Below are 20,863 nucleotides of genomic sequence, written 5' to 3' on the forward strand. Positions count from 1 at the left end.
TAATAACAATGTTATTACATTACCTGGCAGACGTCAAATAAGGGAATATACCCCTACTTGGAGGGTAAGCAATTTAGATAGAAGCGCTTGATCTCCTGATCGCAACTGACATCTCTGGGCTCAATCGGCCTCTGTAGAGAAATGCCTTCAATCGTTTTACAACGGCTTAGGGCAACATAAACTTGTCCTGAGGCAAATGCACCTGACGATAGGTCAACCTTAACTTTATCGAGGGTTTTGCCCTGGCTCTTATGAATCGTTACAGCCCAAGCCAGCATGAGCGGTATCTGAACATAAGTGCCGATGATGCTGGGGGATATCTTTCCAGACATCATATCGTGATCGTAACGATAAGACTCCCATTGATGACCTGTTACTTCCACTGTATTTGCATAAGGCCCGTTTTGCACCATCACCTTCACCTTATCTGGCAGTAACTCACGCACTACGCCGATCGTTCCATTGACCCAGCGCTTAGGGAATCCAGGATCCGTTGCGGTGAACATGACTTTAGCGCCTACCTTAAGGACTAAATTGTTGGGTGAAGGTAAATTGCGTTCGTCGATATTAAATTTACCCGTTGACTGACCTGCGTAGACCTTACCCTCAACGGTAATTGCGCGCAAGCCAGCACCATTGATTTGATCTGCTCGTGCATTTGTAGTGGTCAGAGTAATGGTCTGCTCATCTATCTCAGCATCTTTGCGATAGCACTGTGCATTTAGAGTATCAAGAGCCTCATCAATGTCATGATTAATTCGAATGCGATTTAATAAGCCTGCGAAGTGCTCATCCTTTTGACGGAAGATCTTGGAGAGCTCTACCATCGTGACGTCTTTGCGATGCAAGGCCATAGCGCAAAAGAAATAAGGTCCTTCGTAACCACGCTCTGCTAGGACTTGCATATCCGCACTAGAAACTACTGGTGGCAGCTGGAATAAATCGCCTACAAACATCACCTGAATGCCACCAAAGGGCTTGCCTTTTTGCGGACCGTTCTCACGAAGAAATAAATCCATTGCGTCCACGACATCAGCACGCACCATCGAGATCTCATCAATGATGAGCAAGCGAATATCTTTATAAAGGCGCTTATCGCGCAGCGGCTTGATATCTTCTTCTGGAAAAATGAGTCGTGGAGGCAACCTAAAGAAGGAATGAATGGTCACTCCTTTAACCTGGAGCGCGGCAACCCCTGTTGGAGCGACTACTACGACGTTACCCGGTATGGTTTCTCGTAAGTAGCCGATGAGGGTTGTTTTACCAGTGCCCGCTTTACCGCTAACGAAGATATAAGGATCGTGACGCTCAATGGCCTCAATTACCGCTTGGTAATCGGGGGTAATTTCAATTTCGGAAGAATCTACTGCGGAATTAGTCATTCCCTATTGTTTCATGCAATGAAATAGTGCCAGACAAAATACAGGTCAAGACTCAACTAATATCCTTGAAAACTGATTTAAGCACCTTCTCGCTGAATACCTGAATGGTATTTCTACCGCTAGATTTAGCCTCATACATCGCCATATCGGCATTGTTCATTAAATCAGACTCATTGGATCCATGATCGGGATATAAAGCCACTCCAATGCTTGCGCTTGTACTTACAGGAATACCATCAGCCGTCATCGGCATTATGAGAGAGGATCGAATTTTTTCAGCAACCATCAAAGCATTCTTCTCATCACCAACACCCGGCAAGAGCACAATAAATTCATCCCCACCCAGACGAGCCACAGTATCGGAGTCTCGTAAACAGGCTCGTATTCTTTCGGCAACCTGCATCAAGACTGCATCTCCTACGAGATGGCCGGAGACATCATTAATCGTTTTAAGATTATCTAAATCAATAAAAAGAAGCGCCAATTTAGTTTGGTTGCGCTTGCAATTGGCCAGGGAATAAGAAAGGCGGTCAGAGAATAAGGTTCTATTCGGCAGTCTGGTGAGGACATCGTGATGCGCACGATATTGGTTCTCAGCATTACGCCAATAAGTCCTCAGTAGAAAATAGGTTCCAATAAATAAAATGATGATGCTCAAAATGGTAGCAATTAAGCCACCCATTGCATTTTTATACCAGTTGGCTAAATACAAAGTCTCGGGGACTACGGCTCCGACAATGAATGGATATCCAGTAACTTTTCTATAGGAAATCATGCGCTCGACCGGAGACGTATTTTGCCGAGTAAAGCCGGTCTTGGATGTAAAGATCACACCATTACCGTCTGCTGCAGCGCCTAAAGATTGATCAATCAAGCTATTGGTATTGACACGACCTATCAGATTTTCAACTAGTGGCCAACGAGTTAATAAGGTCTTGTCCTGGCGATAAAGAGTTATCGCTGCACCATCACCCAAGTTGGAGCCTAACCTCTCATACAAAGAGGAAAAGACCTCAACAGAGACACCTACCAAAATGATGCCCAGAAACTCATCGTGCGCACCATTGACGCGCCTTGCTAAATAAAAAACCCATTTACCGTTCCCTTTATTCTGGACGGGAGTGCTATAAAAGGTCTCGAGATCATTGTGATTTTTCAAATAGACAAAATAATCACGATCTGCCAGATTAATTTCAGGTGCAGGATAGGAGCGAGAAAAATTAAGCACTTTACCGTTATTAGCCACAAAAGTAGTGACATCTAAAATGGAATTAGATTTTGCCTTTTCCTCCAGCAGCTCAAACTGATTTTTATTTGATGTGAACTTACGATAGCTTTTTTCATCTTCAATTTTTGCCGCATAAACCAAATCATCAATACTATTTAGAACCGTATTTGCTGCAAAAATAATCTGTGAAGTGTGCTCGGCCAATATTAATGTCAAGGTGGCAAGTTGATCTGCACGATCATCTGTTGTGTTACGGCGAAGTAAATATCCGGAAATTAGCGCATTGATGACGAAGATGATCGCCAAAATAATGGAAGCGCCCAAAATAAGGCGAGAATTACGTCTAACATTAGAGCTAGGCTCGAAACTAATCGTCATTTCGAGTCTCTATATAACTCAGAGATCCTCAAGAAATTATCTTTTTCCTGAATGAACGCTTCGACAATGTGCGGATCAAAGCGAATTCCTTTTAGACGACTAATCTCTAAACAAGCCTCTTCATGGGACCACTTCTTTTTATAAACCCGTTCATTAACCAAAGCATCATAGGTATCAGCCAAAGACATCAGCCTGGCTGGCAAGGGAATCTCATCACCCTTTAGCCCCAACGGATAGCCTGAGCCATCCCAATTCTCATGATGGCAACCAGCAATCTTAATTGCAGCATCCAAGACATGAGTGTTCTTAGCATCTTTGAGCTTGGCAGCACTGAGAACATCTTTACCCAAATTGGCATGGGTTTTCATGGTCTGCCACTCATCATCGGTCAGCGACCCCGGCTTTTTTAAGATTTCATCGGGGATTCCGACTTTACCAATATCGTGCAATGGTGCAGCCTTCACGAAGTTCTCTATTGCTTTTAGAGTTAACTCGTCTGCATAGACCCCGCTTGACCTCAATCTTTCAGCTAAAGCACGTACATAGTTTTTAGTACGCAGAATATGATTTCCGGTTTCGTTATCCCTCACCATGGATAGCGCATTTAGGCTATTGAGCATCCCATCCTCAATGGCATGCGAGCTCCTGCGGTATTCATGCCAGAGCTTCTCGAGGTAATAGTTAGTAATTAATATACAAATCGTGACAATCGACAATATTGCAGCTATACGCATAGCAAAAGCCAGGCCGCCTTCTTGATACAAGGTTCCAGGGTGAGCTATCTCTTCAAGCGCCAAAAGCGATCGAATGATGCGGGTACCGAGCTGGAAAAACTCAACCCCAAGCAATAATTTAATTTGATAAGCGTTGTCTTTTTTTAATAGCTGACTTAAAGATACGATCTGCCAAATGCAAAAGATACTGAGTGCAACATTCATTAAATGAATGCGGTCTTGCGTTTCTCCAAAAAAGTCCAGATAGACGTACATTAAGAAGGCACTTACAAATAGGGCGAGAGTAACCAGCCTAGTTGAATTCCTTAGTGCGCCGTTCCAAACGCTAAACAATAAAGAAATGTTGGCGACGCCTGCAATGAGGAAGATATTGGCCAAGGCCAACACCATCTTGCCACCCCATGGGGCAGTTGCATAACCCAACATGGAGGCCGCTAAAAAGCTCAGGCCTATTGGCCAATAAATCACCCTAAATTGAGCGCGGTCGTCATCCCGATTTGCTAAGAAACGGCCCATCAGACCGACTAGGACGATGAATATGGCAAAGTAAAATGTTTGGTTTGCTAACTGCATGAAATATCTAAATAAAATAGGCCAATTAAATGCCGGTAATACATAATGTACCCTATTAGCAAGTATTACAAATCATAATCAATTGCCAGCCTAAAGTTCACCTAAATTCAATCGCTCAATGACTTGGCGCACCCTTCTCCGGTTTTGGCTTTTGAGCATTACTCTTGTACTGCACTCCTTAGCACATGCAGTCGGTAGCGAAGACTGGGCTCAATTCAAATCTGCATTTATTGAAAATGGCCGAGTGATCGATGTCGGCCTGAATGGTATTAGCCATACCGAGGGTCAAGGGATGGCATTGCTACTTGCAGTACAAAATAATGACCCGGCTGCCTTTGCGCAAATTTGGACTTGGACCCAACGCAATCTTCAAGTGCGTGATGATAAATTGTTTGCTTGGAGTTGGTCTCCTAAGACGGGCATTAATGATATGAACAATGCCAGCGATGGTGACTTGTTTATTGCCTGGGCTTTATCGCGTGCATATCGCAAATGGAATGAACCTAGTTATCTGTTTGCAGCCATCCAAGTCAGTCAATCTATTAGAGCAAAGCTTTTACGTAAAACTAACAAAGGAATTGTTTTACTTCCTGGGGCAAAAGGCTTTGAAAAGCCAGAGGGCCTGAAACTCAATCTCTCCTACTGGGTCTTCCCTGCTATTGCCGATCTTGCTTTGCTTGACCCGGCACCGGAATGGGAAGAATTAAGGGCAACCGGTTTACAGCTCATTCAAGAAGCCCGCTTTGGTAAATGGCAACTGCCGCCTGATTGGTTGCAATTGGAGGGTGAGAGCATCAACCCTGTGGATGGCGATCAATTTGGATACAACGCTGTCCGCATACCTCTATATCTGATCTGGGGTCAGCAAGCCACTCCCACCACGATTAAGCCCTTTCAAAACTTCTGGAGCTCTTTTGCTGGGAAACCGCTCTTACCAGCTTGGGTAAACGTGAATACCGGTGAAATGGCAACGTACAATGCATCTGCAGGCTTTTATAGCATTGCAGCTATAACGCTTGCTTATCCGAATGTAGATTCAACCCTATTACCCAGCTTTAATCCATCCCAAGGCTATTACTCCTCTATGCTTTCTTTATTTACCAACATGGCTTTAGAGGATCTCAAAAAGTAATATGGGAATTTGGAATTTCTATTTCATTATCAAAATAATACTGTTCTATACAGGTTATGTTCATTTCCATTTTTTTGTTAATGCCGCTTTTGCACTATTTCTAATTTTTTCCCATGCTAATCCGACTTTGCTTCGAATTCGTAAATGGGTAGCGCTACCTATTGGTATTGTTATTCTGTATTTTGATAGTCCGCTGCCACCTCTGCGCAATATCATTCCTAAAATTAGCCAGTTACTCGATTTTAGTTATCAGTATTACCTTGAACTTTTAACCCGAATTTTTGATTGGCGAGTAATTGCCATCTTGCTGGGGCTCTATATTGTTTACTTCCTTCTTTCTAAGAAGATCAGAATGACCACCATTGCGTCATTAGCAATCATGAGCACCCTGCTTCCATTGGGGGCGACTATGCCTTCCTTAGCCTACGATGCTGATGGTCAAGTCATTGGCCTGCCCAGCGATACAGCGCTCACTGAATCGCTTGATGGCTTCTTTATTGAAGAAGCATCTCGCACCGCCTTCAACCGCTCACAAAAGGCCAGTGGTGCTCCGTTTGATGTCCTAGTCATAAATGTCTGCTCCCTGGCTTGGGACGACCTTAAATACATCAAAGAAGATAACAATCCGCTGTTCCAGCGCTTCCACTATTTGTTTACCAACTTTAATTCGGCTTCTTCTTATAGCGGGCCATCGATTATTCGCCTATTGCGTGGAAGTCGTGGACAACAGGACCAACGCGATTTATACAAGCCTGCCGTTGAAGATTCCCTGTTATTTAACAATCTCAATAAAACAGGCTTCCAAGTTCAGTTGGCCTTGAATCATGATGGTAAATACGGCGACCTCCTGAAGGAAATCCGCAACGAGGGGGGCATGTCTGCTCCGCTGTTCGACAACACGCAAGCTACCCCTTATTTAAGAGGTTTTGATGGCTCGCAGATTTATGATGACTACTCCGTGCTATCCAATTGGTGGGACGCCCGCATGAAGTCCCCTAATGAACGGGTCGCCCTTTTCTACAATACGATCTCGTTGCATGATGGTAATCGTGCGCTGGATGGTGGCAAGCTAGAAAACAGCGTCGAAACCTACTCTCGCAGAGCGAGTAAATTATTGAGTGATATTGATCGCTTTTATGCCAAGGTCAATAGCTCTGGCCGACAAGTGGTAATTGTGTTCATCCCTGAGCATGGTGCAGCAATTCGCAGAAATAAAAATGAGATCGTGGGTATGCGTGAAATCCCAAGCCCTAACGTGACCAATGTTCCTGTGGGAATCATGTTTACTGGTAAAGCGGATAGCCCGGTCAAGACAAATATCATCGAACAGCCGACTAGCTACCTGGCAGCTTCCGACTTAATCTCCAAGTTTGTGGGCAAAGCACCTTTTGGTGCCAATAGTCCAAGCGCAGAGATCTATCTAAAGAATCTACCGAGTACACGCTTTGTGGCTGAGAATGAAGATTCAGTGATTATGAAGTTTGGAGCCTCGTACTACTTCCGCTCCAACGATATCAACTGGAATTTATTCGAAACCAATAACTAAGGCTTCGGCTTAGCTGTAGACTCCGGCCATAGCGCAGGAATATCTATCACTTTATCAGTGCTGACTGAATTACCAAGTGCATCTAAATAAACAACCTCTCCATTGATCTCAATTGGATTCTTTTCTTGAGCAATCTTTCGAACTACTTCTAAGTTAGCCTTAATGTCAGGGCTATGTGGATTTAAGCGATATGCCCTCTCCAGCAGGATGACTGCAGTAGAGATATCTTGCTCCTTCAACGCATACAGTGCACGTTCATTGAGTTCTCCGGGAAGATAGGGATCAAACACAGGGGGACCACTCAAGGGCTGAGCGCTCAGCATTGAGGATGCGACCATACCTATCACCAGAAACAAGATAGAGGATGAGATAGATTTGTTCATTATCTAAAATTCATTAAAAGCGGGACGTCGGGATTACCGGCTGCGTTTGCAAAGGTACAGGGTTTGGCGCAGTACCATCAAGCGCAATCCGGACGTACAGCACAAAACTATTTGGAGCATAGTAAGGCGAACGCTCTAACTTTAAGCGATTACCAACAAAGACTGATGGGGTGACTTGATATTCCCAAGCTGCCAAAAATGAATATGCTGAACCAGGGCCCGCACTTGAAGAATAGTAAGGATTACCAGCGGCAGCTTGATAAGCCGCATTAGTAGGATAATACGGCGCTGCATCTGTTCGTGACCAATTGCTCGAGACGGATCCACCAACAATATAAGAGAAGCGCGTGAAACGCTGCGAATAATTTAATGGGAGGGTGACGGAGCGATAGCTTTGCGGGCTATAGTAACCGCCCTGTCCATAAGTAAACTCGCCAGCATTTTGTTTAAAGCCCCACAACATACCTGTCAGACCACTAGCGAGTTGACGATCGGTCTCATTAATGATTCTCCAATTAAGACCAGCCATAAATTGATTATCACTATTGCTCTGAACGTTAGTACCAGTAAGGCTACGTGCTCTGTAGTATGTCCAACCACCTAAAGTACCACCCTGATCTAGGCTCAAGCCAACCGTTCCACCAGTCGCAACCATACCGCCCCAGACGGAACCAGTCACGGGATCACGAGTACCCGCATAAGAAAGCAAAGTACTGGTCATGGGACGGCGCGCCAATTCCAATGAGATTCCAACAGGGCCCGCATCCAGCTTCTGCTTTACTCCACCAATCCAGTTTTGGGTGAGAAAGCCTAATGGGGTTGTACCAATATCTGCCTTAAAGTTTTGCTTCTCATAGCCAATATTGAGAGCGGTGCCTGATGCAGATTGATTTGAGTAACCAGTTGGACATTTTCCGGGGCCAGTTCCACCACCGCAAACGGTAGCCATAGTGCCAAAAGTACTTACTTGATACGAGTTACCAGCATCAATGGTGCCGGCATTAATGTTGACCTGGTCTGCGCGGAAGGTCATTCTCTCATCTGCGCGCATTGGCATCTTCCACTCAAGTGGAATCTCCGTTGCACGGTAATAAGACTGTCCTGGGGTGCCATTGAGAGATAAATAGTCGACAGCTGAATCAAGCCAATTAGTGCGCATGTCAATCATGTCGGCTATCTGTTTATATTGGTATGAGCTTCCTGATGCGACAGCTGAAGGCTCCAGGATTGGTGGTTCAATCTGGTATACAGAAACCCCCGAAACGCTAGCGACTGGCTTGAGTGTGGAAATACTATTGTAGCTAGAGAGCGGCACTGGGGATTGGATAAGCGCCCGTTGCTCAATATCGATCGCCTTATCCAGATACCCTTCTCTTCTTTGGATCTGACTATCCAAATACATCATCTTGTAATTATTGGGCTTTGCAGAAATCAGCGGTTGAAGCTTTTCTTTAGCAACCTGAATATCGCCAGACCGAATGAATTGACCAATCGCCCTAAGCTCTGCTGCCTCTTGAAGATCAGCATAATCCTGCTTTTGACCAGGACTTAACTTTTGACTTGAGACCAGAGCCATCTCCTTTTGGAATGCCTCCGGCTGATCGTTATTTAGAAGAAAGTTTGCATAACGCAAATGCCATTCAACTGAAAGATTTGGAGTGCTCTGCTCAATTTTCTGAAAAAGAGCGTTGGCTTGCTCCACTTTTCCGATTTTGCCCCACATCAACGCAACCAAGGAAGAAAGGTCGGGGTCATTGGATACCTCATCCTCAAGTACGCTTAGCTGGGCGATAGCCTTGTCATGACTTCCCTGGGCATTGAGTCTATTTATCTGAGTTAGTCGTAAATCAACCCAAACACCTCTTTGGAAGCGCGTAATTTTAGGAGTACGTTCAGATGCTGGAATACGCTCCAAGATTTTGAGTGCTGGTTGATTTTGATCTAGGCCAGATAAGTACAAAGCATAGGCATACAAACATTCAATACTATTAGGGTGCGTTTTTAAAAAGGCATCAAATATTGCAATGCCCTCATTAGGGCGGTGCAGCTTTGCATATAAGCGCGCCAAATCTAAGCGCAGCCAAATCTCATCCTTGTCTAACGCTATTGCCTGCTTCAAAAGAACAATGGCTTTTTGGATGTCGCCCGCTTCGAGCGCTTGGCGAATATCAAAATCGAGTCGTATCTGAGTCAATTTCAGCTTATCGCTTGGTGATACCTGGGCTTTGGCAAGCTGCTGCAATACCGGACCTAGCTCATCATCACGCTGTAAGCGATTGAGAACATTGGCATACGTTAAGCGAAGAGATATTGCATCAGAAGAGGGTTTAGCCAGCGCACTGCGCATCAGGCTTAAAGCTTCCTCAGTTTTATCTGCACTTAATAAGAATAGGACATTCGCATTAGTCATCTCGGGATCATTGGGGGCAAGTCGCAAGCCCTCTTTCATTACAACCAAACCTTTATCGACCGAGCCCAGACCCTCATAAACTCCAGCCAGCTGAAAGCGCAACCAAGGATTGAGTGGATCAAGCTTTAGCGCGCTCTGAAGATAGGGGATAGCGGCCTCACCCTGCCCTTTATTTATTAAATCATCTGCCTGTGAACTCAAAATCTTGATACGCAAATAATCATATCCCTTACCAGCAGGGCTATTTGCAGGCGCCTGCGCATTAATTAATGCCAGAGCATCATCTCGCCTACCAGTATTAATTAATAGCTGAACTAATCCCCGTAATGCAATCCCGTTATCAGATTTAATGGCTAAGGCTTCTCGGAATTGCTTTTCAGCTTCTTTGTTATTTCCACGCTCAGCTTCAATAGTGCCCAATACAGCAATCCCTTCTGCACCCTGCGGCTCCAGCTGAATAGCGGCGCGGATTTTCTCCATCGCCAAGGAGTAATTCTTCTTATCCCGGGCATCTTCAGCCTGATGAATTTGACCCCAGTACTGACTGGTGGATATCAGACTCTTCCACTTGCCGCTGTTTTCAGGATTGAGTGCTAAGGCTTTCTGATAGTAAGCAACAGCTTCTTCATAGTTACCCTGCCGCATCCGAATTAAGCCCATACCACCCAATGCCAAATAATCCTTTGGCCTAGCCTTCAGGGTATCCATGAGTGGCGCTTCTGCACCTACAATATCTCCCTTATCCAGTAGGTCTAAACCAACCTGACGACGTCTAAGTAAAGGATCGCTTGCAATGCGTTTACGCTCTTCAAGCGCATCCTTCTCCATAATCCAACGACCGGTTATTTCTTGATTATGGGGATCTAACTTTAGATACTGCTCATAAAGGGGGATAAGTTCTGGGCCAATCTGTTGGGCATTGAGCACCTCTCTCCAAACTTGAAGCACTCTCTGCTTATCTACCTTACGAACTTTGTATGTTGCAGCCAAATTTTGAAACGCAAGATCACGGGTTTCAGGCTTTGAGCCTAATAAAGCGTCTAAAGCTAAGGTGTATTGCAAGTTTTTAGAATCAGATTTAACTAAGCCCTCCAATCCTGAGCGCGCCTCATTCCACCCCCCAGGCAAGCTGGCAATAATTTTGTAATAGCCAACCGCCAAATCGCCCGCAGGGGGTCCGTTTGGGAACTTCTCTTTTAGAAATGCATTTGCCTCAGCTGACTTGCCACTCTTTTGCAGAATCGTAGCTTGGGTTAATACCCTTCTGGCTTCTGAAATCTCCTGCCTACTAAGGGCGCTATCCGAAGCGTAGATGGACTCCGCTATCCCAACTGAAGAGAGCAATGCAAAACCTAGACAGAGATGAAGGGCTTTTATTTTCAAAGAGCCATTAACCCAAAGGTTTAGAGGAAGTGACACTCTTGCGTTCATCAGATAGCTCTCCGGTGAAAAAGAGATAAGACAAAATTCTTCTTAAGTTCTGAACCGCCAATGAAAATACCATTTTCGATCCTTGGCCATAAACAAAGCTCACGATCTTGAAGAAATTACTGTTATCCACAATAAATTCAGCGCCCAGGATAACTTCATCGCCTTGTTTAATCACTCGGCGAATCATGCAATCCATGCGTTGCTGGGCTTTTATTACGCCAGATACAGAAACCTCTATTAATTCGTTATCGTCAATTAAGAACGGTAGATTCACCTTGATACCGATACCTGTAAGGGATATATCAAAGGCCCATCCCTCTAACGTGGCATCCAACTTAGGGAAATACACGGTCATCTTTTCCCCAGCCTGTAAACGAGGGAAGGTTCTTGCTTGCTCATGATCGACCAAACCAATGGTGTAGACCACAAATAAATAGAATAGATAAATAATCCAATTGGTTAAGCCAGTGACCGCGTAAAACCAAACATAGGGATTAAATAGCATCACGATAAAAGTACCTAGACTTTTTGTGATGTATGCAAAATAGCCCGCAGAGTTTTCGCGTACGGCCTTAAACCCTAACTTCGTTAACAAATACAGCTGAAGTTTTGCATGCTTGAGTTCCGCACTAGCATCCCATATATACTGCCAACGACCACTATCACCATATACGAAAGCAATAGCGCCAGGACTTCCAATTTGCTCTTCTACAAACTGTGTGCCACAAAAATAATGGTCGGCCTCTTTTTGCATACGAACTACTTTTGCCCTAAATGTATAGTGATTTCCATAACTATCATTCACGGCCAATTGAATAGATTCGCTAACTTTCAGGTCAGTATTGAATGGAAGAACGAACCCAATGCCGCTTACCGAAACATCCTCTAAATTTGCTTCGATAACAGCTAGGCCATCACCACGAAGCACCGTAACTGTACCGCCGCCACCAATTCGGTAATAGGCTCTGACTTGACGTTTTTCCCAAAAGGCACCTAGAGACATTAAGCCCAACCAAATATTGATACAACACCATATTGCAGTAATGACAATGTTGTCATGCCAAATAGGCTCGTAATGCCAGCGAAGAGCAGCAATAAGAATAGAAACAGCGTTGATGGTTACCAGGATAAATAACGGGAAGGCGTCCCAGCTGAGCTGCTCTTTTTCTAAAGTAAGACCCTTTGGTGTTACCAGAAACTTTTGCTTCCAAGGATTTAGGAGAACTGGCATAAGCTCTCGAATCATCCTAAAACCTTTTACAGTTTCATAAATTTCCGAGAAGAAGAGTTGACGCGAACCAGCAAAGAAGTATGAGATCACCACCAAAATACTCAGCGCATAAGGAACGGTGAAATCTACCATCTCGTGCCAATTGGCTGAATACACATTCAGCCCTAGGATTAAAAATGCTGATGGCGCCAAGAAAAAAATATAGCGAGCAAATCCAAAAAGCCAAGAGTATGACGAAGAAAAATAAGCCAGGCGTTGGGGCAGACTCAGCCCACGCATAAACAAGGGGTTGTAATGCATCAAGATCTGGAGCATCCCCTTGGCCCAACGAGAATGCTGGGTTAGATAGTCAGATGGAGTTTCTGGGGAAAGACCGCAGACCATGGGCTTATTGATATAACTGCTGTTATAGCCATGCGCATGGAGAATCAGTGAAGTCTCACAATCTTCCGTAATTGTCTTAATCGCAATACCGCCTACTTCCATGAGGTACTGACGACGCAGAACTGCTGCGGAGCCACAGAAAAAGGCCGAGTTCCAAAAATTCATCGCGGGTTGAATCTTGCGATAAAACATCTCACTCTCATCCGGGCGATTAGAAACGCCAGTAATCACATTATTGACTGGAGTTTCATTGATGAAGAAATGCGGGGTTTGCACCAAGAACATTTTGGGATCGCTTATAAACTGCCCCACTGTGTTGTGCAATATATCTTTGGTCGGTATTTGATCGCAATCCAAAATTAAAATGAGATCGCCTTTGCTATGCTGCAAAGCATGATTGATATTGCCGGCCTTAGCTTTTTGATTGGTATCGCGGGTGATGTATTGCACACCCAACTCTTTAGCAAGTCTTCTTAAGTTGTAATGGCGTCTCCAGGCTTGATGGCCCGTTTCCTTGCTGCGACGCTTGGCATGGGTCCCGCCGTCGTCCAGGATATAAATATTGAGCTTTTCTTCAGGGTATTGAATCTGAGTCGCTGCAGTCACCGTCATGCGAACGATGGTTTCAGACTCATCGTAAGTAGGAATAAAGATATCTACAGAGGGATAAGAAGACTCGTCTTGAGATAAGGGAACGATTTCACTAGACATTGGCGAGAAGTTCACAAACATGTCTAGTAGAAATAAGGTGAAGCCATATAGCTCCGCCAGGAACAATAGAGCGGTCCCGATAAAATCAAAGAAACCGGTATAAATTAAGGTGTCAAAAATACGCCATGCCATATAACGGCAACTAACAAAGAGCGCTAAAACAATGAATAAAGAACGCCAAGGTTGATTGCGGAAATACTTCACCTTCGACATTAAGAAGATGATGAAGAAAGAGCCCCAACCTAAATAGAGTTGGCCACCAAAATTAAGCAATTCCTCGGCGAAGTAAATCATGACGCCAATACCCAAGGCAAACATGCATAAGCTTGCAGTGATTCTAAAATGACGATCGCGCATAAACATTAGCGATTCACCACCGCAATAAACCAGACCCAAAGTGCTTCCCAGCCTACAGTCAGCAAAAGCACTCCAAAGAAGAGTAGCAAAACTCCGGCAGCCAATTTCAGACCAAAGGAGCGAATTGGCTGAAGCTCCAAATCGATGCTATTAGGATCTTTATGGAGCCTTCCTGGATCAACCTCTGTTGGATTCCAAAAGACTTCATAGGCATTGAGGGCTCTATCTTCACCAGTTCTCAGTAGCTGTCGTGTAAAGCGACATAGAAGTGAGCCTGGGTTTTTTAAGGAATCATGCGCGCCCTCGGATAGATAAAGCTCTCCAGGGCCAGCAGCCTCTGCCATGAACGAGGCTAGCTGGATCGAGCGCTCCTCCTCCCTGAATCCAGTGAATGGGTTAATCAGAGCAACAATCCCAATCGAGGCCAAACATATAGGGTCTGAATGATTTTTTGCATTCAACGCATCTGCCTCTATTTGAATGGCCATAGCTGCTTGAGCTGCGAAACTGATTTGCTCAAATGCATAAATGATTTTTCCGCGAGACTCTTCAAATGGTGCACCGCGAAAATCTTTACAAATTCTTGCAATCAAAAGAAGCAAGTTCTCGCGAATAGCTTGAAGAGATGATTCGTCCGGTGACTCCACATCACCCCTAGGAATGATATGTATATGAAAGGCACTTAAAAAGTTACTCATCAGAAGAATGGTGATAAGTAGCGAATAAAGATGAGAACAATAGCCAGCACGATAATCATCACTGCTGCCGCACCAAGATCTTTGATCTTTTTAATCTCAGGATGCTCTTCCAAGGTAATGAGATCGCAGATCTTTTCAATAGCTGTATTAAGAGCTTCAACCGCTAGTAAAACCAGGGATAGAACAGCTATTAATACGGTATATACATTTGGGCGATAACAAAAAAATCCGATGGCAATCACCACAAGAATTAACTCTCTACGGGCCGCTTTTTGAAGAATGAGCTCTTTGGCACCATCAATTGCATTGATAGTTGCATGAATAATATTTCGCTTTTTTTGCATTACTATCAATTTTATTAGGAATATAAGCTATTTTATTAGCCTATTGAGTCCAAATCTCCGTTCGATTCCGGCCTTTAGACTTGGCCATGTACATGGCCTGGTCGGCCTTGGCATAAAAAGTCCTTAAAACCAGACTGGACTTGGTCTCTCCATCCATTTTGGGGCTGAAACTAGCAGCGCCGATACTGATTGATATGAAGATCTCTTTGCCACCCACAAGAGCTGAAGGGGTGGAGAGCACCCTTTTACGCAAGCGCTCAGCGACCTCAAAAGCACTCCCAATATCATCCCCTGGCAAAACAACGAAGAATTCCTCGCCCCCTACACGCCCGAAGATATCAATAACACGGAGCTCTTTTTGGCAGTGCTTCACAAGATTTGTCAGAACGATATCGCCTAGCGGATGGCCATACTCATCATTGATATTTTTAAAGTGGTCAATATCCAGCATTAGGAAAGCTACCGGCTCCCCATTACGCAAAGATCTTTCAATCTCCAATTCTGCTTGATGGAAAGTTTCCAATCGACTTAACGCTTGAGTTAATGAATCTGTCTTTGAAATGTGATCAAGTAGAAAATTCTTTTCCTCTAACTCTAAAATAATTTTTTGGATTTGCATCAGACCCAAAAAAAGCAGTACTGAAATAGAAAAGGCTAAAGCTGCGTCCAAGAGGTTGTAGTAGCCATCTAGATAAAAATGCAGAAGAGGAGTAATTCGCCTTCCTATCATCAAACCAAAACCGAGCGCTAAGGCGCCGCTAGCCAGACGATACGCTTTTGATTTAAAAAATATCTTGAGCGCAAATATCGTTGCAAAAACTTGCGCAAGTAAAGTCAAATAATATGCGCCGAGTGCGATCCATTTAATCATCATCGTTAATGCGTATCTAATATCTTTTGCAGCTCATTTTCATTTTCAAGCAACTTAAATGCAGCTTCGACAACTTTCGCATCTAACTTGGTGCCTGCCTCAGCTTGAATTTCATCCATTGCCGAATTTAATCCCTTAGCGGGGCGATAGGGCCTATGGGTTGCCATTGCCTCGATCGTATCGGCTACGGCCAACACCCGTCCCTCCTGGCTGATCTGCTTGTCTTTCAAGCCCATTGGATAACCACTGCCATCTAAACGCTCATGATGTTGACGAACCATATCTGCGATTGGCCAGGGAAATGGAATATCTTTCAGAATTTGATAGCCAGCCTCTACGTGCCCTTGCACCATTTGCATTTCCAGGTCAGTCAATCGTGAGGGCTTGGTCAAAATTTCTGATGGTACTGCCATCTTGCCAATGTCATGCACCATTGCTGCCATATAGATAGCCTGAATACGCTCATTGTCCCAACCTAATTGACGGCCAATAGCCATCGCAATACTGGCTACCCTCTTTTGATGACCGGCAGTATAGGGGTCGCGCCACTCCATAGTCTTGGACATAGCCTCAATAGTTGCGCGTAATGCAGTTGCAAGGCGCTCTTGCGTTACTTCTTTTTCATGAATTTGGTCATCTAACTTATGTTGACGTTCAATAGAGCGCAGTCCAAATCCAATCTCTTTAGCAAGACTTTCAAATAACTGAACTTCAGAAGCTCCAAATGTATTCGGAACTTTCGAATACACCATCAGTACACCAAAGGGCATCCCAGTAATACCATCAGGAATTGGACAACCGATTGCCGAACGAATGCCAAACTCTTTGGCACGCTCGCGCCAAGCAACAAATCCAGGATCTATTTCATCATCGATAACTACGCTCGTTTTATTACTCCGAATGCAACTACCTGCAGGTCCGCGTCCAGTTACTTCAGCGCTGGACCAGCTCACCACAATATCTTTAATGTAGCCAGAGGCAGCCCCAGCAACCCCAACTACTTTGACGGTCTTAAAGGCGTCACCCTCAGCTTGTCCCACCCAAGCAAGAATGTATGGACCTTGTGCAGCAATCGCCTGACAAACTTCTTGAATCAATAACTCAGTAGAGTTTGCACGTGCCAGTGCAGCAGCCGCTTCTGAAAGTGCGGATAAAGCCCAGCCTCGCTTTTCTAACTCGTCACGAATGGCTAAATCAGAAGATAAGTTATGCTGATTTATAGGCTTTGTTTTCATCTTTTTATTATGGCTCTAAATCGCCCTAAAAGGCTTGCAATTGCCAATAAATAGGCAGAGTATGAAAACGTAAACTACTAACAAGGGAATATGAAAGAAGATATTGACAAAAATCTATGCAAAGCTGATCGGCTTGGAATCCGAGGTGAGCAACCTACGTCAGGGATACATCACCGTTAATGCTCGCTATGCTGATGCGATAGTTACCCTCAAGGCTTTGACCTCGAGCGCACTTGAAGCCGCTAAGAGAGCCGCTATATCCGCTGAAAAAGCCTCCCTCTCCGCCAAGAATTGCGCAACCGCGGCCAAGCTAGCCGCATCAGAAGCAGTAGTAGATGCCGCAGAGGCGGCTGCTGATGCCGCTGCTGCCTCCGCCGAAGCTGCCATTGAGGCTGCCGCTGCCGCCTCCGCTGCTGCCGCAGCTGCTGCTGCCGCTGTTGCTCATCAAGCCGAGGAGTCCTCAATCTTTGCCTCAGCTGAAGCTGCTGAAGCCACTAAGCGCGCAGCCATGGCCGCCGCCGAAGCTGTAAAAATGTCTAACCTTGCCGCTGAATCGGCTAGATCGGCCAGAAGTAAGAGATAAGAGCAAAAGAGATATGGGTGGCGAAAAGTAAAAAAGCTCCCATTGAGGAGCTTTTTTACTTTAATACTGTGGGGCGAACGACGGGGCTCGAACCCGCGACAACCAGAATCACAATCTGGGTATGCAAGTCATATTCTATATGGCTCTGCGGGCTTTTTTGGGAATTAATTTGAAGATTAGGCCCCTTATAGAGCAAGGGTCCTACGTCGGCCGTTCCCAAAAAATAAGTAACTAACAATCACTTCTATTCTGCAATAAGGCGGCTGGTTTACAACTGTCACTAGGGCCTGTTTGACCTTATTACTCGGAAGGCAGCTATAAGGTGTAGAGCGGTCGCTCGCCCTTACTTAACCGCCACTTGCAGAGTCCGACTCAAGGGGGACTTAAGCGTTAACCACCAACAAGCAATCATCTTTATTCCCAACCATCTGGATTAGCATGGACTGAAAAAAATGATTTGAATTTTGTTATCGATTTAATCGATTAATAAGTTCATATTAATTTATTAGACAGATCAATTGCTAAGGAACAAGATAAGTCCATCGCAACACAAAACACAAGGGAGTTAAAGATGACAATTCAAAATCGATTGGCTGGGATAGCAGAAGGCTTGTATTTCCTTAAATATCAATACGAAAGGGATTTGGTAAGAAATTCGAAGCTTGGACCCATCACAGGAGATAAATGATGAATATTCTTATTATATTCATGGCTGGTGAATAGATAAGTCAGCCCAATACATACGAACAGTTGCTTTATCAGTTAGTCTGAACTAGTCAAGGTTGAAAAACCACAAATGATTTACCTACAAGGAGATCTAAATGACATCACAAGGAATGTGCCCAGTAGCTCACGGCGCCAATACCGGATCAAGTAACACCCCTATGGCATGGTGGCCAAAGTCTCTAAACCTAGACATTCTTCATCAGCAAGATACAAAGACAAATCCAATGGGTCCGTCATTTAACTATCGAGATGAATTAAAAAAACTCGATGTAGGTGCGCTCAAGAAAGATATGAAAGAGCTGCTACTCAATAGCCAAGATTGGTGGCCAGCAGATTGGGGGCACTACGGCGGTCTGATGATTCGTTTGGCCTGGCACTCTGCAGGTAGCTATCGTATTGCTGATGGTCGCGGTGGAGCCGGTACAGGTAATCAACGCTTTGCCCCATTGAATTCTTGGCCTGACAACACTAATCTCGATAAAGCCCGTCGCCTCTTATGGCCCCTCAAAAAGAAATACGGCAATACAGTCAGCTGGGCCGATCTGATGATCCTGGCTGGCACTATTGCCTACGAATCTATGGGCCTGAAAACATTTGGCTTCTCATTTGGTCGCGAAGATATTTGGCATCCAGAAAAAGATATTTATTGGGGCTCTGAAAAAGAATGGCTCCAAAAAAGTGGTGGTAAAGGTAGTCGCTACTCTGGCGAACGAGACTTAGCCAATCCTCTTGCCGCCGTCATGATGGGTTTAATCTATGTAAATCCAGAAGGTGTAGACGGCAATCCAGATCCATTAAAAACGGCTCATGACATTCGGGTAACTTTTGCTCGCATGGCCATGAACGATGAAGAGACTGTTGCGCTTACGGCTGGTGGACATACCGTCGGCAAAGCACATGGCAATGGCAACGCAGTCAATCTTGGACCAGCGCCAGAAGCTGCTCCGATTGATGAGCAAGGTCTTGGCTGGATGAATCATAAGACTCGTGGCATTGGCAGGGATACCGTCACCAGCGGCATTGAAGGCGCCTGGACAACACATCCAACCCAGTGGGATAACGGTTACTTCCATTTGTTATTGAATTACGAATGGAAGCTGACTAAGAGTCCGGCGGGTGCCTGGCAATATGAACCTATCAACATTAAAGAAGAAGATAAGCCTGTCGGTGTTGAAGATGCCTCTATTCGCTGCATGCCAATGATGACCGATGCAGACATGGCAATGAAGGTGGATCCTGAATATCGCAAAATCTCAGAGAAGTTCCACAAGGATCAAGCTTATTTCTCCGAAACGTTTGCTAGGGCTTGGTTTAAGTTAACCCATCGCGACATGGGACCTAAAGCGAGATACTTCGGCCCAGATGTACCTCAGGAAGATTTAATCTGGCAAGACCCTGTGCCAGTAGGCCCAAAAGACTATGGCATTGAGGCCGTGAAAACCAAGATCAAAGCAAGCGGTCTATCTATCAGCGATCTAGTAACCACCGCTTGGGATAGCGCTCGCACTTATCGCGGCTCAGATAAACGCGGCGGCGCTAATGGTGCACGCATTCGTTTGGCACCTCAAAAAAACTGGGCCGGAAACGAGCCTGAGCGTTTGGCAAAAGTACTGTCGGTCTATGAAAAAATTGCCACAGAATCCGACATCAGCATTGCTGACACCATCGTACTGGGTGGCAATATCGGCATTGAACAGGCCGCCAAAGCTGGAGGATTTGACGTCAAGTTACCATTTACTCCTGGCCGTGGTGATGCTACCCAGGAAATGACAGATGTAGAGTCATTTGAAGTTCTTGAACCACTCGCAGACGGCTATCGCAATTGGTTAAAAGAAAACTATGTTGTGATGCCAGAAGAAATGCTTTTAGACCGTACGCAGTTAATGGGACTCACCGCCCAAGAGATGACTGCGCTGGTAGGAGGCATGCGTGTAATTGGCACAAACTATGGCGGAACGAAACACGGGGTATTCACAGGAAGAGAAGGTGTATTAAGCAATGACTTTTTTGTCAACCTAACTGATATGAATTACCAGTGGAAACCTACCAGCAGAAATAGCTACGACATTGTTGAGCGCAATACAGGCGACAAGAAATGGACTGCTACTCGAGTCGATCTGGTGTTTGGCTCTAACTCTATCCTGCGCGCCTACGCAGAAGTCTATGCGCAAGATGACAACAAGGAGAAGTTTGTGAATGACTTTGTTGCTGCTTGGACTAAGGTTATGAACGCAGACCTGTTTTAGTTTATACGGCAATAACTTTGCATTAATAAGGGAGGCTTTGCCTCCCTTATTTTTGTTTTAAAAAGATCCAAATTGCTTAAGAGTTAGTACTCTGTCCGAATTTGACCGATCTGGGACTTTGGGCTCTATTCAGACAATCAGTCACTTCTCGACCGAGGCTGTGTAAAAACCCAAAATACTTCCATTGATTTAGATTTAAAGCGTGTACACGGGTTTTGGCCTTAAATCAAACGCTTCTGGTTGAGCCAACAATTCTGTTTTGGTAATTTGTGATTTTTTA

Annotated in this window: 14 protein-coding genes; 4 read left to right on the forward strand and 10 right to left on the reverse strand. The window is 44.8% G+C overall.

Annotation, left to right across the window (positions count from 1 at the left end; genetic code table 11):
- Positions 1–53: 53 nt before the first annotated feature.
- Genes ICN34_RS11580 through ICN34_RS10565 form a run of 3 tightly spaced genes read right to left on the reverse strand, consistent with a single transcriptional unit; the run spans position 54 to position 4,295 of the window.
- The gene (locus ICN34_RS11580; protein ID WP_216122567.1) at positions 54–1,382 is read right to left on the reverse strand and encodes an ATP-dependent RecD-like DNA helicase; all 1,329 of its coding nucleotides are present in this window, start codon (positions 1,380–1,382) and stop codon (positions 54–56) included.
- Between the two features lie 52 nt (positions 1,383–1,434).
- Positions 1,435–2,988: a sensor domain-containing diguanylate cyclase gene (locus tag ICN34_RS10560; RefSeq protein ID WP_216122569.1), complete on the reverse strand. Its 1,554-nt coding sequence runs from the start codon at positions 2,986–2,988 to the stop codon at positions 1,435–1,437.
- The gene (locus ICN34_RS10565; RefSeq protein ID WP_216122571.1) at positions 2,985–4,295 is read right to left on the reverse strand and encodes an HD-GYP domain-containing protein; all 1,311 of its coding nucleotides are present in this window, start codon (positions 4,293–4,295) and stop codon (positions 2,985–2,987) included. The genes ICN34_RS10560 and ICN34_RS10565 overlap by 4 nt, the downstream gene beginning before the upstream one ends.
- Positions 4,296–4,413: 118 nt before the next feature.
- On the opposite strand from ICN34_RS10565, the gene ICN34_RS10570 reads away from it, so the two are divergent.
- Together ICN34_RS10570 and bcsG are read left to right on the forward strand one after the other, a co-directional pair.
- Positions 4,414–5,427, forward strand: a complete 1,014-nt coding sequence (locus ICN34_RS10570) for a glycosyl hydrolase family 8 (protein WP_216122573.1) — start codon at positions 4,414–4,416, stop codon at positions 5,425–5,427.
- A 1-nt stretch (position 5,428) separates the two neighbouring features.
- Positions 5,429–6,973, forward strand: a complete 1,545-nt coding sequence (bcsG, locus tag ICN34_RS10575) for a cellulose biosynthesis protein BcsG (protein ID WP_216122575.1) — start codon at positions 5,429–5,431, stop codon at positions 6,971–6,973.
- Here bcsG and ICN34_RS10580 read toward each other — a convergent pair.
- Genes ICN34_RS10580 through ICN34_RS10610 form a run of 7 tightly spaced genes read right to left on the reverse strand, consistent with a single transcriptional unit; the run spans position 6,970 to position 17,028 of the window.
- The gene (locus ICN34_RS10580) at positions 6,970–7,356 is read right to left on the reverse strand and encodes a tetratricopeptide repeat protein (protein ID WP_216122577.1); all 387 of its coding nucleotides are present in this window, start codon (positions 7,354–7,356) and stop codon (positions 6,970–6,972) included. The genes bcsG and ICN34_RS10580 overlap by 4 nt on opposite strands.
- A 13-nt stretch (positions 7,357–7,369) precedes the next feature.
- Positions 7,370–11,197 (reverse strand): cellulose synthase subunit BcsC-related outer membrane protein, encoded by a 3,828-nt coding sequence (locus ICN34_RS10585; protein WP_216122579.1) that lies wholly within the window; start codon positions 11,195–11,197, stop codon positions 7,370–7,372.
- The gene (gene bcsA / locus ICN34_RS10590) at positions 11,157–13,880 is read right to left on the reverse strand and encodes a UDP-forming cellulose synthase catalytic subunit (protein WP_216122581.1); all 2,724 of its coding nucleotides are present in this window, start codon (positions 13,878–13,880) and stop codon (positions 11,157–11,159) included. Before bcsA ends, ICN34_RS10585 begins: the two co-directional genes overlap by 41 nt.
- 5 nt (positions 13,881–13,885) lie before the next feature.
- The gene (locus ICN34_RS10595) at positions 13,886–14,578 is read right to left on the reverse strand and encodes a hypothetical protein (protein WP_216122583.1); all 693 of its coding nucleotides are present in this window, start codon (positions 14,576–14,578) and stop codon (positions 13,886–13,888) included.
- Positions 14,578–14,922, reverse strand: a complete 345-nt coding sequence (locus tag ICN34_RS10600) for a diacylglycerol kinase (RefSeq protein ID WP_216122584.1) — start codon at positions 14,920–14,922, stop codon at positions 14,578–14,580. Before ICN34_RS10600 ends, ICN34_RS10595 begins: the two co-directional genes overlap by 1 nt.
- A 40-nt stretch (positions 14,923–14,962) precedes the next feature.
- Positions 14,963–15,796, reverse strand: a complete 834-nt coding sequence (locus ICN34_RS10605) for a GGDEF domain-containing protein (RefSeq protein ID WP_216122586.1) — start codon at positions 15,794–15,796, stop codon at positions 14,963–14,965.
- Between the two features lie 2 nt (positions 15,797–15,798).
- Positions 15,799–17,028: an HD domain-containing phosphohydrolase gene (locus ICN34_RS10610; RefSeq protein ID WP_216122588.1), complete on the reverse strand. Its 1,230-nt coding sequence runs from the start codon at positions 17,026–17,028 to the stop codon at positions 15,799–15,801.
- A 103-nt stretch (positions 17,029–17,131) separates the two neighbouring features.
- Between ICN34_RS10610 and ICN34_RS10615 the strand changes: the two genes are divergently transcribed.
- Positions 17,132–17,611: a hypothetical protein gene (locus ICN34_RS10615; RefSeq protein WP_216122590.1), complete on the forward strand. Its 480-nt coding sequence runs from the start codon at positions 17,132–17,134 to the stop codon at positions 17,609–17,611.
- An 821-nt stretch (positions 17,612–18,432) separates the two neighbouring features.
- Positions 18,433–20,583, forward strand: a complete 2,151-nt coding sequence (katG, locus tag ICN34_RS10620; RefSeq protein WP_216122592.1) for a catalase/peroxidase HPI — start codon at positions 18,433–18,435, stop codon at positions 20,581–20,583.
- Positions 20,584–20,863: the final 280 nt, after the last annotated feature.

Origin of the sequence: Polynucleobacter sp. Tro8-14-1, assembly GCF_018881655.1 — a bacterium.
GTDB lineage: Bacteria > Pseudomonadota > Gammaproteobacteria > Burkholderiales > Burkholderiaceae > Polynucleobacter.

Bases quoted from the DNA above. Each gene is read 5' to 3' on its own strand.
- katG (WP_216122592.1), top strand. From the start codon at position 18,433: ATGACATCACAAGGAATGTGCCCAGTAGCTCACGGCGCCAATACCGGA.
- ICN34_RS10610 (WP_216122588.1), bottom strand. From the start codon at position 17,028: ATGAAAACAAAGCCTATAAATCAGCATAACTTATCTTCTGATTTAGCC.
- ICN34_RS10600 (WP_216122584.1), bottom strand. From the start codon at position 14,922: ATGCAAAAAAAGCGAAATATTATTCATGCAACTATCAATGCAATTGAT.
- bcsG (WP_216122575.1), top strand. From the start codon at position 5,429: ATGGGAATTTGGAATTTCTATTTCATTATCAAAATAATACTGTTCTAT.
- ICN34_RS10560 (WP_216122569.1), bottom strand. From the start codon at position 2,988: ATGACGATTAGTTTCGAGCCTAGCTCTAATGTTAGACGTAATTCTCGC.
- ICN34_RS10565 (WP_216122571.1), bottom strand. From the start codon at position 4,295: ATGCAGTTAGCAAACCAAACATTTTACTTTGCCATATTCATCGTCCTA.
- ICN34_RS11580 (WP_216122567.1), bottom strand. From the start codon at position 1,382: ATGACTAATTCCGCAGTAGATTCTTCCGAAATTGAAATTACCCCCGAT.
- ICN34_RS10580 (WP_216122577.1), bottom strand. From the start codon at position 7,356: ATGAACAAATCTATCTCATCCTCTATCTTGTTTCTGGTGATAGGTATG.
- ICN34_RS10570 (WP_216122573.1), top strand. From the start codon at position 4,414: ATGACTTGGCGCACCCTTCTCCGGTTTTGGCTTTTGAGCATTACTCTT.
- bcsA (WP_216122581.1), bottom strand. From the start codon at position 13,880: ATGCGCGATCGTCATTTTAGAATCACTGCAAGCTTATGCATGTTTGCC.
- ICN34_RS10585 (WP_216122579.1), bottom strand. From the start codon at position 11,197: ATGAACGCAAGAGTGTCACTTCCTCTAAACCTTTGGGTTAATGGCTCT.
- ICN34_RS10595 (WP_216122583.1), bottom strand. From the start codon at position 14,578: ATGAGTAACTTTTTAAGTGCCTTTCATATACATATCATTCCTAGGGGT.
- ICN34_RS10605 (WP_216122586.1), bottom strand. From the start codon at position 15,796: ATGATGATTAAATGGATCGCACTCGGCGCATATTATTTGACTTTACTT.